Origin of the sequence: Pelosinus sp. UFO1, from assembly GCF_000725345.1 — a bacterium.
Taxonomy (GTDB): domain Bacteria; phylum Bacillota; class Negativicutes; order DSM-13327; family DSM-13327; genus Pelosinus.
Window position 1 is genome coordinate 4,223,289 of record NZ_CP008852.1, and the last position, 13,910, is coordinate 4,237,198.

Here is a 13,910-nt window from a genome sequence, read left to right on the forward strand (position 1 = left end):
CTGCAGAGGAGTGTAAATCCTCTGTAGACCCAGTTTTAACAAAAATATTATACCTCCAGCGAATCCAAAATGCGGATTATTTCTTCTTACTAAATGATTAAATATCGTTTTTATTCTAAATACTTTTTTAATATGATTTCTTTTTCTTCATTGATACCAAATAATCTTACTTCTATCTGCTCTATTTCAGCTTCAAGCATTTTTATTTGAGAAACGATTTTCTGCTGTTCAGAAATAGGTGGCATTGGAACTTTGATTGACATAAAATCACTTACCCTTAATCTTGGTAAACTTGTTCCTTGCATTAAAGCAGATGATTGGTTTACAAAATTTTTACTCAATATAATTTGTTTTAACAATATTGGTTGTTGGGTTTTGAGGACTAAAATATCAGTAGAGCATACCCCATCAAATTCAGCAACCCAAACTTTATTTAGGTATGGGCGTAATTTCCCATATAAAATATCTCCTTTTCTAAAAACAAATTTTGTGCTTTGTATATTGAGAGCAATAGTAGGATTAAAATCAATACATTTTCCCGTATTGCTCTCAATATTTTCCAATCCAATGTAGTTTAAAGTTTCACTTGGATTGTTTTGCGGGTCTATTTTATCATTTGAAATTGAGCAGATCTCCATGATTACTTTTTCCTCAATAAAAGATCCTAAAATATTTTCAATTTTCTTTTTTAAAGCATCAATTTTTTCTTTATCTTCTTTGTCTTTCTTTTCAATTGCTTCAATTTCTCCTATGATTTTTTCTTGTATATCCTTAGGCGGCAATGGGATTATAAAATTTTTAATTATATCCTGAGATATATTTAAACGAGCTACCCCACTTCGCAAACTTAGAAAATTGTCTAATTGAGTTCTTAAATAATTGTAGAGATACAGCGGCAAAACATGCTCACTTGGTAATATCCCACATATTGCCTGATTTGTGGTAGCCTCAATTCCCAAAACACCAACTTGTCCAGCAGTTGCTCCATACATTGCCACTAAAACCGTATCTTTAGGAAATAATTTAGCAGACGAATTATCTACCCCTAATGGTGTTATTTTTTTTTCCGTTTCATAAATAATGCCCTGACGTACTTCACCACTGTTTACCCAAGGAATAGTACCATTTGTGTAATATTTAGATATAGATTTTAATGGAGTACCACCTGAACTTGTTTCACAAATCTGACTAATTTTAGTCAGATTCCACTTACTTTTAACATCTATTTTTTTTATGTTCAACGAAATATTTTTTTCAAACAACATTTTACTAAAATCCAGCAATTGGACCGTATCAATAGAAAAAATATTTTCATTTAGTGATTTATGTATATCCAATTTCTCCCCTAGGAACGCCCTATAAACATAACTATTTGCTTTCTCTGGATTTAGAGGATTCGTCTCATCATATAGCCTTGTTGTAGCCTTCCCGTTTTCATCACGATACATTTTTATGCCTTCATGTCCTCTGCGGTTGCTAAACTCATAACCAATAAAATCCTTTTCAGACTGCTTTTCGCCCACTTTTATTAGCACTGTTTGCTGAGAATATGCAAGGAAGAAGTATAACATTTTGTCTTGTTCTCGTTCAAACACTTTTTGATAAAAGAGCTTATCAAGTTCATTTTGTTGGTTGATTTTATTCATGTCTTTAAACACATTTTTAGCTTTAAGCTGCTTAACTTCAGTTAGCCCTGCAAACCAGTTTTTATAATCTTTATACAGTTCTTGGTTTTGAATTGTATCGTTTGGCTTTTGGTCTATCAAAGAAATATAATCACCAAAACTAATATCCTCAAAAACTTCACTAACATATTTACTAAATGCTTTTTCTATACCGTTTACTGTAGCATCTTTAGGATTGTCAAAAAAGCTGTTAATTGCTACCTGTATTTTTTTATGATCAATATTTGCTCTACGTTCTAAAAATAAAGTAACAGTATTTGTACCTGTTGCCATAAAGGTATTTGAACCAAATTCAGCAATAGCCTTAATATTGAAATACTTAAGAATAAGTTCACGTGCAGCGGTATAAATTCCAGAATTGCTTAGTATAGAACTTGGTAGTATTATTCCTGCCCAACCACCAACTTTTAACAGTTGTTTTGTACGTTCAATAAACAAACATTCAATTTCCGAACTATCTTCTGTAAGCCTATCAAATAATTCAAATGATTCTCTGCCATGCTTAACAGTGTTTTTGAACGCAGAAACACTGTATGGGGGATTTGCCACCAAAACATCAAACTGTCCGTTGTCTTTTGGGTCATCTTTTGTAGTCTCTTTAAGTTTTCCTTTATAATCATTTGATTTTTTGAAATGATCTAACCCATCAGCACGTATAATTATAGCTTCACCATCGCCATTAAGAAATGAGCTTACTTTCGTAGTCTTAACTAATCGGTAATCTGCTTCAATTCCATATACATATTCCTTTGCCCATTCAAATTGATCTTGTTTCCACCCTCTGATTTTTTTTGTTGCATTAGGTCTTAATCCAGCTGTGTCAAAATTATCAATAATCGTTTGAACTTCGTCCATCCATTCAGTGAGAAAATGTCCGCTACCTGTTGCATAGTCAATAGCGGCTGGTAATATATCTACTTCGTTTTTTTGTATTTGATTTGCAATAAACTCTTTAATCGGAAGAGATGAGATAATAAACTTTGTAATAGGAACAGGGGTGAAGAATTGTCCTGACTCTTGTTTAATACTTGTGTTTAAAAGCAATTCAAAAAAGTCGCCTAAGAATTGTTGTTTATGTCCATATCTAAATTGATATGGCTGTAATAACTCAACTATTTCTTTTACAACTGTTCCATTATCTATAAAAGACTGATTGTTATATACTTCTTTAAAAGCAAATTCAGGATTCTTTTGCAATCTAATTTGTAAAAACATGTCTTTAATTTGCTTTTTTATCTCTATCTCATTTATATTGTACAGCTTATCGTCAAGATCTGTATTAGAGTAATCGGTAACCTCAATATCAAGAAACCGTTTCATTCCCTCACGATATAAATCATTTAATCTTATTTGCAGACTTTCATTAGTATCATTTTCTAACCATTGAAAATCTACTTCTTCAGTTTCATTTTTGTCTTCATCTATTATTTTACAAATAAAAAGATTGAGTATTTTATTGAACGCATTTGGCTTATCAGAAACTACATTATGACGTAGTATTTCTGCAAATTGATTATAAATTCGACCACTGTCATCAGAACTCAATTCTTTTAATCTAGCACGTATAAGAGCCTTGATTTCAACATGATATGCATTTGCCCATTCGTCAAAAATACCGTTGTCTTTAAAATTCTTACTCCAGTAGTCAAATATCTCTTTTTGATCGTTAAGTGCTCGCCATTGCTCATCCACTATTATTATGTCGTTTACAAACTCAATACAACTGTTTTTAAGGCGAGATGCATATAAACAAAGATATTGTGTGGCTTTGCTTTGAACATAGTAAGAAAATAATTGCCCACCATCACGCAACATTTTCTTTTTTTCTTTTTCGTATTCTTCTCCCCATGTTTTACACTCTATCATCAAAAAGGCTTTTTTATCGCTGTCAAAAACCAAAATATCAAGCTTGCCTTTTTCGTTTCTTCCCATAGGCCATTTATGTTCAAGTGATAAACATTCAGGTGGGTATCCTTTTAGCAACAGCCTGTCAACGCATTCAAGGACAACAAAATTTTCTGAATGATCAAAATTACTTGTTGTAAGGTCACCTAAATTTATCTCTGTGCCATATTCAATTTTTTCGGTTTCAAAATTCACTTTAATAAAATAGTTTTTATGATGTGGATAATTTTTGTAAAAGACATCCTTGTCACCCTCCTGCGAAAGAAATCCAAGAGCCTTAATAAATGACTTTATTTCAATATTTTTTAATTTCATAATGATTCTCCTCGTATACATTTCTCATTTAACTCGTATTTTATTAAATTTCTCAATGAATTCACCGTCCACCTTAGATTTGCGGCTTACATGAGAGCATCATTTTTAAATCTATCAAGAGTAAATTTGCTTGTATTATAAAATTTAAATCCTGTCTCCTGTTCGAAAAATGAACTTAATTATTATATTGAATTATTCACTAAGGGGTATTTATGTCAACTCCGTCTTCTAATAATTTTTTGTATTTTTCATACGAGATAACCACTACCTTGGGTTTGCCATTTTTAAGTACAAATGCCGTAGTGTTATTATCAGATATGCCTGTCAAAATTTTAGACGCTTGTCCTTTTAAAAATTCACTCATGTTATAATGTTCTATTGGCTTTTTAAAGTTGTTTTTTTTATTTGGCACATAGCATCCTCCTTTTAACTTTATGCTATAATTATAGCAATTATGATTATAATTGTACATAATTTAAACTAATATATTATAATTAAAAAAGTAATTACTTTTTTAAAAAAATTACAATAAAAAAAGCGGTGATTAAAACTTTTCAGTTCTAACCACTGCTTTTTCTTTGACTAACATCGACATTTATATGTTTAAATTTGCAAATCTCTAATTCTTTACTTGAAATGCCCAATTGTGAACCCAATTTCCGATTAGCCTCTCCATTATCTTATAACATGTTAAATTCCAATATTGCGAAGTATTAGGTACAACATCCGGCACATCACTTATTATTTTAAAGGAAGGATAAAATGACCGAACTAAAAAGGAAGCATATCTTGGCCAATTGGCCATTTTATCCTTCCAGTCACATCTATACTAGGTGGAGGGGATATTCAATTGGTGGAGGCGAGGAGAATCGAACTCCTGTCCAAAGGCATCACTACATAGGCTTCTCCGAGCGCATTCTGTATTTTAGATTTCGCCCCATTGACGCTTACAGACAAGCTTCGCTGGCGCTATCTCTTTAAAATTTCCCAGTTGGTCCGCGGAGAATTAGACCTCAGGTATCCTGCATTGTGACGTCCTAGCCTTCCCCACAGGAAGAGGGACGGTAGAACGTTAGCATTAAGCTGCTAAAGCGTATTCGTTGTTTGCATTTATAACTTTCCACCGTATTGACGGGCTGATGGAATCCCGGCTCGCTACCTATGCCACAACCACCCCTGTCGAAACCATTACGCCCCCGATTTCAACAATATGATCTTAGGCAAGAAATTATCTACGTACGCTTCAACGTATATAATCTCCCTATTTATCATTGTTTATTTATTATATCATATAACTTCTAATTCCACCAACTATAAGTATTACCATTTTTAATTCCATTTTATTTCTTTTCGCAGGAGATTACTTTTAGGAACAGGAATATACTATTTAAAAGGAGATGGTTCTACTGAGTCAACAAAATTTCGGTGCATTGTTAGTATTATTTTCAGCTGCTGGCTTCAGCACATTAGCAATTTTTATTAAACTAGCCTTTGCAGCAGGAGCGAACACCCTTACGATACTTACTATGCGCTTTGCCCTCGCATCACTCTGTTTGTGGATGCTACTAAAATTACTTCATATTTCCCCAAAAGTGAAGATAAAAACAGCGCTCAAGCTAGGTTTGATGGGAGCTGTTGGCTATGGGTCAATGTCCTTGTTGTTTGCCGCATCTCTACAATATTTACCTGCTTCCTTGTCAGAGATGTTGCTCTTTACCTATCCTACCCTAGTCAGCATCCTCTCCTTCCTCATTGGTGATGAACAATTTAGTTGGCAAAAAGGTCTTGCCCTTGCCATTTGTTTCCTTGGACTCTTTTTTATTCTGGGCGTCTCGCTAACTGGCATTAGTCACTTGGGTATTATACTAGGTTTAGGCAGCGCAATCATTTACTCTTGCTATATTATTATTGGCAAACGAGTATTACAAAATGTACATCCATTAGTAGCCACCACCTATGTTTCTACTGCCGCAGCTTTTGCTTTTACTATCTATAGCAGCACTACCAATCAACTTATTCTTACCCTCCCCTTCCAGGGTTGGTTAGCCTTACTTGGCACAGCCTCTTTTGGCACGATTGTAGGCATTCTAGGATTCTTTGCCGGTCTTAATAAAATTGGGGCAGCAAATGCTTCCATCATTAGTACTGCAGAACCTGTTCTTACTGTTTTATTATCGGTTTTGGTACTAGGGGAACAACTTACCTTCCTCCAAGGTCTTGGCGGACTATTGGTCGTTGCTAGCATATTGCTTTTACAATTATGTACGGAAGATAAGAAAATGGATAATAGAACCTTAAATGTAGCTTCCTGTCAGACATCCGATCAATAAACCTTTTTCACCTACAAATAAAAATCAGGCTCCATTAACGGAGCCTGATTTTTATTCTCTTTGTCGATCACGAAAAGCACGATCAATTTCTCGTTTCGCATCCCGTTCCGCTGCATCCTGACGTTTGTCATAATTCTTTTTACCCGTGGCTAAGCCTAATTGCAGTTTTGCCATACCGTGAGTAAAATATATTTTTAGGGGCACTAAAGTATAACCCTTCTCTTGGGTTTTACCAATCAATTTGTCAATCTCACTGCGATGCATCAAAAGCTTACGTGTGCGTAATGGTTCATGATTAAAGCGGTTTCCTTGGTCATAAGGGCTAATGTGCACATTATGCAGCATAAGCTCTGCTTTTTCAATTCTTGCATAAGCATCTTTAAGATTCGCTTTACCCGCCCGCAAAGACTTTACTTCTGTGCCAGTTAATACCAACCCTGTTTCATAGCTTTCATGAATATGATAATCATGCCTAGCCTTTCTATTTTCCGCAACAATTTTAATGCCTGCTGTCGCTTCTTTCAAAACAATCACCTCGATACTACGTTTTCTCTTTATTTTTTCTTTGATTTATTACGTTTCGGTTTTGCTCTAGCTACCCCGCCTTTTGGCTTATTACCTTTACTCTTGGTTGTCGATACCGTTTTTTTGCTAGGGCTAAAAGAATCTTTCTTTGGTCCCCGTGAACCTTGCCCTTGTGGTCTAGCTCCGCTAGGCCTCCGATTCGCTGCTCGCTCAATCCAAGCACTATTGGCTTCCAGAACAAAATCAATATTACGTTCTTCTGGACTTACCCTAACGAGAATCACTTTAACAGCATCACCTAAACGATATATCTTATGACTGCGTTCGCCAATTAAGGAGTACTGTTCTTCAATATATTGATAATAATCATCTTCCATACTGGATACACGTACTAGGCCCTCTACTCCATTATCGAGTTCCACAAAAATACCGAAAGCCGTAACACCGTTAATAATACCATCAAAATGTTCTCCCACAAACTGAGCCATATACTCTACTGTCTTGAGAGACACTGTTTCACGTTCTGCTTCTGCCGCTGCCCTCTCTCTTTCTGAGGAATGTAAGGCAATTTGTGGCAGCATTGCTGTCAGTTTTTCTTTCCGTTTTGCTGATATATCTCCCGTACTAAAAGTCTCGCGAATTACGCGATGAACAATTAAGTCCGGATAGCGGCGGATCGGTGAAGTAAAATGGGTATAATAAGTTGCTGCCAAACCAAAATGGCCTAAATTTTGCGATTCATATCTCGCTTGCTTCAAAGAACGTAACATAACGGTGCTAATAATGCGTTCTTCTGGTCGTCCCGAAATGCGGCTTAAAATTTTCTGTAGGGCGCTAGGTTGTACTTCATCTACCTTTGCTAAACTTTGTCCAAAATTATGTAATAAGTTATTTAACTTAACCATTTTTTCCGAGTCTGGTTCTTCGTGTACGCGAAACACAAAAGGAACTTTTAATTTGTGCATATGTTCTGCTACTGTTTCATTGGCAACCAGCATAAACTCTTCAATGATGGATTCTGCCAAACTACGGACGCGTTTGACAATTTCAATTGGTTTACCCGTTTCATCTAGTTTTACTTTTAGTTCAGGAAAATCAAAATCAATTGCCCCTCGGCGCATACGGCGATCTCGTAGGATACGGCACAAACGTTCCATATTTTCTAATTGGCTTAGCAATTCTTGATTTTCACTGATTAACTCTTCGTCATGCTCCACTAAGATCTTTCGCACTACCGTATAAGAAAACCGTTTCTTTACCCGAATAACACTGGGGAAGAGTTCATACTTCACCACTTGTCCTTGATGATTGACTTCCATATGGGCAGACATTGCCAGCCTATCTTCTCCCGCATTAAGACTGCAGATGCCATTTGATAGGCGACGTGGCAGCATAGGGAGTACCCGGTCTACTAAGTATACACTGGTTCCTCGCTCACGGGCTTCTTTATCGAGTACTGTATTTTCTCGTACGTAGTGACTTACATCCGCAATATACACTCCGAGAAGATAATTTCCGTTTTTTAATCGTTCAACATATACCCCATCATCCAAATCTTTCGCATCTTCTCCGTCGATGGTCATAATTGGCAAGTGGCGTAAATCTCTGCGACCTGCAATTTCATCCTCACTAATGGTGTCAGGGGCCTTCTCCGCTGCCTGTTCTACCTCAGGCGGAAAATCAATAGGCAGATTATGTCGCTTGATAATTGATAAAATCTCAATACCCGTATCCCCGGTATTACCCAGCACCTCAATAATTTTACCTTCTGCACTTCGTTTTTTTTCTGGCCATTTGGTAATTTCCACTACAACTTTCGTGCCACTTTTTACGATGGTCTTTCCATCTTTCGGAACAAAAATATCCTGCCCCAAACGAAGATCATCTGGAGTTACGAAGCCAAAATTACGACTAGCCTCATAAGTCCCAACAATACGAGGGTTGGCCCGTTGTACAATACGAATTATTTCTCCGTCCCGAGACTTGCCGTGCCCACTTTGGCAATGTACGCGAGCGACAACTCGATCATGATGCATCGCACTCATCATTCCATCTGGGGGAATAAAAACATCCGTTTCGTCGGGCGATTTTACTTTTTCAGGAATGACAAAGCCATACCCTTTATTACTTGCACTTAATTTACCCACTACTAAGTTCATACGTTCAGGTACACCGTATTTGTCATAGCGAGTTTTTATAATATCTGCATTGTTTTCTAGCTCTTCAATAACTTTCCAGAGTTCCCCCAGCTCCGTACCTTTTAATTCCATGTGTTCTGCTAATTCTTCCGCCGTTAACGGTTTGTAAGCCTCTGTCTTCATAAATTCTAGGATTCTATTTTTCAGTATCATCATGATGTGTATCCTCCACAACTGCAACGGTGGCTTTACCTTCTGCGGTAACAGTCCCGTCAGGCAGTGTCATTTTTCCCCTTACCTCATATAGCTTGCCACGTTGGGATTGGATTGTTGCTCTTATGGTAAGTTTCTCTCCGATTGGTGTTGGTTGACGAAACCGTACTTCCAAACGGGCTGTCACAGCGGTGAAGCCTTTCGCATAAAGATAACGGACCATAACTTCATCCAGTATGGTGCTGATAAGTCCGCCGTGCATAATACCATCATAGCTCTGGTGCTCTGGGCCTGCTGTAAAGGTTGTACTATAGCTATCCTCATCTTCGATAAATTCCAGTTTTAAGCCGATAGGATTGTCCTTACCACATGCAAAGCACCACTGATTGCTTTCATCCATTCCAATCACTCCGATCCTTATTTTAGCACTCTGTTATTCTGGAGGGCAGAATCCAATCTGCAACTTCTTCAAATACCTGTTCCCGTTCAACATCCAATGTTATAATGTGTCCAGACTTCTCCAGCCAAATTATCTTTTTATCTTTACTACCTACTTTATCATAGATATGACTTGCACTCTTAGGCTCTACAGTATGTTCAAAGCGAGCCTGCATAATAAGCAATGGAATTGTTATTTTCGGTAAAAGCGAATCAACATGCTGAATCAAATCAAGTAAACTGCTTAAACTACTCAGAGGAGTTGCACTATACCCCGCCGAATATTTCGGTTTAATACCAGCATACACCCTGCGTTTTTTTGGTACAAATTCACGAAATACACGATACACAGGCAGCATGTCCAAACGTTTATCTACAATGTAAATCGGCGTGCTTAACGACACGAGGCAATCAACTGGATACTCTGACCCTAACTTTAGCGCCAGTAGCCCTCCCATTGATAATCCTACCACTGCTATATATTTACATAATGACTTTAGTATATGATAACCATCTTCAACACCAGCATACCAATGGGACCATCTTGTTTTAGACATTTCCTCTACCGTTGCCCCATGCCCACAAAGCCGTGGAGCTAAGACAGTATAGCCTTTTTGATGTAAATACTCACCGAGGAGGCGAATTTCTCCAGGTGAACCAGTAAATCCATGTATTAACAAAACGCCCTGCTCACCGCCGGGTAAAAAAAACGGTTCTGCTCCTTCCATTATGGCCAAAAAGCAAACCCCCTAATAAATGCTATTATTACAATTATACCATTTTAAAGAATAAAAATTCTATATACCACAAATAAAACTTGATTTCTGGTAATCTACCTTATCAATAGCAATTAGAAGCAGGAGAAAAAGATATTTTCGTCGAAGTATTTATTGTAATTTTATTTCATAATTATATAATTTTCTGGCAATATTTTTCATACTCTATAATAATTCAACTCACTATATTACGTTTTTCAAATAGAGGAGGACAGCTTATGCAAATTTTAGATCAAGTATTAGCAGCCAACAAGGACTTTGTTGGGAACTTATCCGATGAATTTATTTACCATTATGCGGTAACTGATAAATTGCCAAAACGTCAGCTGGCCATTTTTACCTGCATGGATACTAGATTGGTAGATTTCTTGGAACCGGCAATGGGAATCAATCATGGTGAAGCAAAAGTAATAAAAAATGCAGGTAATTCTGTAACAGGTCCCTTTGAAGCAACAATCCGCAGTCTGATTGTTGGTATTTTTGAGTTAGGTGTTAAAGAGGTAATTGTCATCGGTCACTTAGATTGTGGTGTATCCCACACTACATCAAAAAAGCTTACTGAAAAAATGCTTAAGCGGGGAATTTCGCCAGATGCAATCAAGATGATAGAAAAAGAATTAGAAGACTGGTTAGATGATTTTCACCAACCTATAGATAATGTTGAAAAGGTGGTCATCAAAATTCGCAGCAATCCACTTATTCCTAAGGATGTACCTATACATGGGTTGATGTTCAACCCTCATACAGGGGAACTTAAAGTGGTGGTAGACGGCTATAAGTTTGCAGTTTCAAAATAATGAAGCTGTACTTCTTTGAACTAAGAAATTATTACTATAAGAAAAGACTTGGCTTAGGCCAAGTCCTCAGACGCAGGCAGAAGCCTTAGTCGTTCTTACTTGGAATCAAGGAAGTGTTAACCTTTCCGATTCCGTAAAAAAGGTCATTCATCCTTAAGATGAATGACCTTTTCTCTTATGAAAATAACAAGGGGGCAATGATTAAAGATATGGTTCCAGCTACTTTGATGAGTGGATTCATCGCTGGACCAGAGGTATCCTTAAAGGGATCGCCTACCGTATCACCGATAACAGCTGCAGCATGGGCAGGTGTACCTTTGCCTCCATGCTTTCCTGTTTCAATGTACTTTTTCGCATTATCCCAAGCACCACCCGCATTAGCCATAAATAATGCTAGCAGTACACCAGTAGCTGTTGCTCCAGCAAGAAATCCAGCCAGAGCCTTCGCACCCATAGTAAAGCCAACCAAGAGAGGCATGCCTACTGCAAAGATGCCCGGCATCAACATTTCTTTAATGGCGGCTTTGGTACTGATATCTACACAGGCCGCATAATCAGGGCGACCAGTGCCTTCCATGATACCAGGAATTTCACGAAACTGGCGGCGAACCTCTGCAATCATTTCAAAAGCAGCTTTTCCTACTGCTTCCATCGTCATAGCACATACTAAAAATGGCAAAGTAGCGCCAAGGAATATACCAATAATAACGGTAGGTTCTGTTAAATTAATGACTAAATGTCCGTTAACCAATAATTCTGATAACTTTGGATTTTTAGCAACTTCTTCGCCAAAGGCAGTAAAGAGAGCTAAGGCTGTTAAAGCAGCAGAGCCAATGGCAAACCCTTTGGCAATGGCCGCTGTCGTATTGCCTACCGCATCTAACTTATCTGTAGTCTTACGAACTTCTGGGCCTAGTTCTGCCATTTCGGCAATCCCCCCTGCATTATCTGCAACGGGTCCAAAAGAATCTACTGCTACTACCATGCCAGCAGTACATAACATCCCCATGGCTGCCATAGCAATCCCATAAATGCCCGCCTGACTAAAAGCTACCCAAATGGCTACAGAAAACACAACCATGGGAATCGCTGTACTCTTAAGACCAGTAGCAACACCGGCAATAATATTCGTTGCTGCACCAGTTTGACAAGCTTCTGCAATGCGCTGAGTTGGCGGCTTATCACTTGAAGTATAATATTCCGTAATCATACCAACCAATACATTAACCACCAAGCCTGCGACAATGGCAACAAAGATACCAAAACCTTTGTTTCCAAAAACCATGGTCGACAAACCATAAGCCATAATCGCTGTCAAAAGATTTGTGCCCCATAGGCCTCGATTCAATGCAGCCTGTGGATCTCCATCTTCCCCTGTTCTTACTAAGAAAATACTGACAATCGCAGCAAATATTCCGGCGGCACCGATCAGCAAAGGAAACAATACGCCATTCACACCATACAAGGTATTACCGATTAACATGGCAGCGATGGCAGTTGCCCCGTAAGATTCAAATAAGTCGGCCCCCATGCCTGCTGTATCGCCTACATTATCCCCAACATTATCGGCAATAACAGCTGGATTACGCGGATCGTCTTCGGGAATTCCAGCCTCTATTTTACCAACTAAATCAGCTCCCACATCCGCGGCTTTGGTAAAGATACCACCGCCAATACGGGCAAAAAATGCAATAGCGCTAGCACCAAAAGCAAAACTATTGATAACAACAGGATCACGAAATAATATGTATAGTACGGACACGCCTAATAAACCAAGACCGACAACTGACATACCCATAACTGCTCCAGCTCTAAAAGAGACACTTAATGCCTTATTGAGACTATGACGAGCAGCTTCTGTTGTACGAGCGTTGGCCTTGGTTGTTGAAGTCATTCCCACATAACCAGCGATTGCTGAAGATACAGCACCTACTAAAAAGGATATTGCTAGTTTATAGCCATCAACAAAAAACAAAACGGCAAAAATAATGACAGTAAAAGGAATTAGCGTCTTATACTGTCGATTTAGATAAGCCATTGCCCCTTCAAATATTGCTTGGGACAATTCCTGCATTTTTTCATTACCAGAACTTTCACTAAGCACACTTTTCATAAAATATGCTGCGAATAGTAGTGCTACTATTCCAGCAATCGGTGCAATATACAATAAGTCCATTATAACGTCTCCTCCTATGTTGAACATTATGTTCCTCATTTAATAAAGGCCTTTGCTACATGGTTTGCATAATATACATACTACATTGTACTGCTTTAATTTCTTCTACAAAATTTTGTGCATGTCCCGGTATAAGCTTACTTTAATGCATTATTTTTACTAACGTCAAAGTGACAATAGCAAATAAAGCTCCTAAAAACATGGTTATTTTGGATAAGGCAGCATCTAGACCTTTTTTCTGACCACCTAATACACTATCAGACCCACCACCGATAGATCCAGCTAGTCCTCCTCCTTTACCTGATTGCAAAACAACAACGGCAATCAAGGCAACAGAGATAATGGCTTCTACAATCATTAAAAATGTAACCAATTTTATTAAAGCCCCCTTATACTCTTAGTTGTTTTATTGTATCATAATCAAAATGAAATTGACAATATTTTAGCCACTTTTTATTTAAATTTCCAGTATTTTGAATACAAAATTCCTTTTGCTCTTCATTTCTCTTTATCTAAGCACAAAGAAACACGAGATAACAGCAAATAATCTACTATCATCCCGTGTTTTCTTGGTTATACTAGTGGCCCTTTTTATCAATGGCTAACTCTAAC

General features: G+C 37.6%; 10 protein-coding genes and 1 other RNA gene. 2 read left to right on the forward strand and 9 right to left on the reverse strand.

What is annotated here, in order from left to right; translation table 11 throughout:
• Positions 1-110: 110 nt before the first annotated feature.
• The 3 genes from UFO1_RS19900 to ssrA form a co-directional block, all read right to left on the reverse strand.
• Positions 111-3,905, reverse strand: a complete 3,795-nt coding sequence (locus tag UFO1_RS19900) for a restriction endonuclease subunit S (RefSeq protein WP_051789029.1) — start codon at positions 3,903-3,905, stop codon at positions 111-113.
• 199 nt (positions 3,906-4,104) lie between these two features.
• Positions 4,105-4,317 carry a type II toxin-antitoxin system Phd/YefM family antitoxin gene (locus tag UFO1_RS24825; RefSeq protein ID WP_038673660.1) on the reverse strand — a complete coding sequence of 71 codons (213 nt, stop codon included), beginning with the start codon at positions 4,315-4,317 and terminating at the stop codon, positions 4,105-4,107.
• Positions 4,318-4,756: 439 nt separating this feature from the next.
• Positions 4,757-5,103, reverse strand: a transfer-messenger RNA (tmRNA) gene (ssrA, locus tag UFO1_RS24595).
• 199 nt (positions 5,104-5,302) lie between these two features.
• Between ssrA and UFO1_RS19910 the strand changes: the two genes are divergently transcribed.
• Positions 5,303-6,235: a DMT family transporter gene (locus UFO1_RS19910; protein ID WP_038673661.1), complete on the forward strand. Its 933-nt coding sequence runs from the start codon at positions 5,303-5,305 to the stop codon at positions 6,233-6,235.
• 51 nt (positions 6,236-6,286) lie between these two features.
• Here UFO1_RS19910 and smpB read toward each other — a convergent pair whose 3' ends face one another.
• From smpB to UFO1_RS19930, 4 genes are read right to left on the reverse strand one after another with little or no spacing between them, the layout of a single operon-like run.
• Positions 6,287-6,760, reverse strand: coding sequence for an SsrA-binding protein SmpB (smpB, locus tag UFO1_RS19915; RefSeq protein WP_038673663.1), 474 nt, complete (start codon positions 6,758-6,760; stop codon positions 6,287-6,289).
• A 29-nt stretch (positions 6,761-6,789) separates the two neighbouring features.
• Positions 6,790-9,114, reverse strand: a complete 2,325-nt coding sequence (rnr, locus tag UFO1_RS19920) for a ribonuclease R (protein WP_038673664.1) — start codon at positions 9,112-9,114, stop codon at positions 6,790-6,792.
• Positions 9,095-9,511, reverse strand: coding sequence for a PaaI family thioesterase (locus tag UFO1_RS19925; RefSeq protein ID WP_038673666.1), 417 nt, complete (start codon positions 9,509-9,511; stop codon positions 9,095-9,097). The genes rnr and UFO1_RS19925 overlap by 20 nt, the downstream gene beginning before the upstream one ends.
• Before the next feature lie 22 nt (positions 9,512-9,533).
• Positions 9,534-10,277: a carboxylesterase gene (locus tag UFO1_RS19930; protein ID WP_236639445.1), complete on the reverse strand. Its 744-nt coding sequence runs from the start codon at positions 10,275-10,277 to the stop codon at positions 9,534-9,536.
• A 266-nt stretch (positions 10,278-10,543) separates the two neighbouring features.
• On the opposite strand from UFO1_RS19930, the gene UFO1_RS19935 reads away from it, so the two are divergent.
• Positions 10,544-11,122, forward strand: coding sequence for a carbonic anhydrase (locus UFO1_RS19935; RefSeq protein ID WP_038673669.1), 579 nt, complete (start codon positions 10,544-10,546; stop codon positions 11,120-11,122).
• 175 nt (positions 11,123-11,297) lie between these two features.
• Here the strand turns inward: UFO1_RS19935 and UFO1_RS19940 are convergent, their stop codons facing one another.
• Together UFO1_RS19940 and secG are read right to left on the reverse strand one after the other, a co-directional pair.
• On the reverse strand, positions 11,298-13,298 hold the full coding sequence (locus UFO1_RS19940; RefSeq protein WP_038673670.1) for a sodium-translocating pyrophosphatase: 2,001 nt from the start codon (positions 13,296-13,298) through the stop codon (positions 11,298-11,300).
• A gap of 142 nt (positions 13,299-13,440) precedes the next feature.
• A complete protein-coding gene (gene secG / locus UFO1_RS19945; RefSeq protein WP_038673671.1) occupies positions 13,441-13,671 on the reverse strand; it encodes a preprotein translocase subunit SecG in 231 nt (76 codons plus the stop codon).
• Between the last annotated feature and the right edge of the window lie 239 nt (positions 13,672-13,910).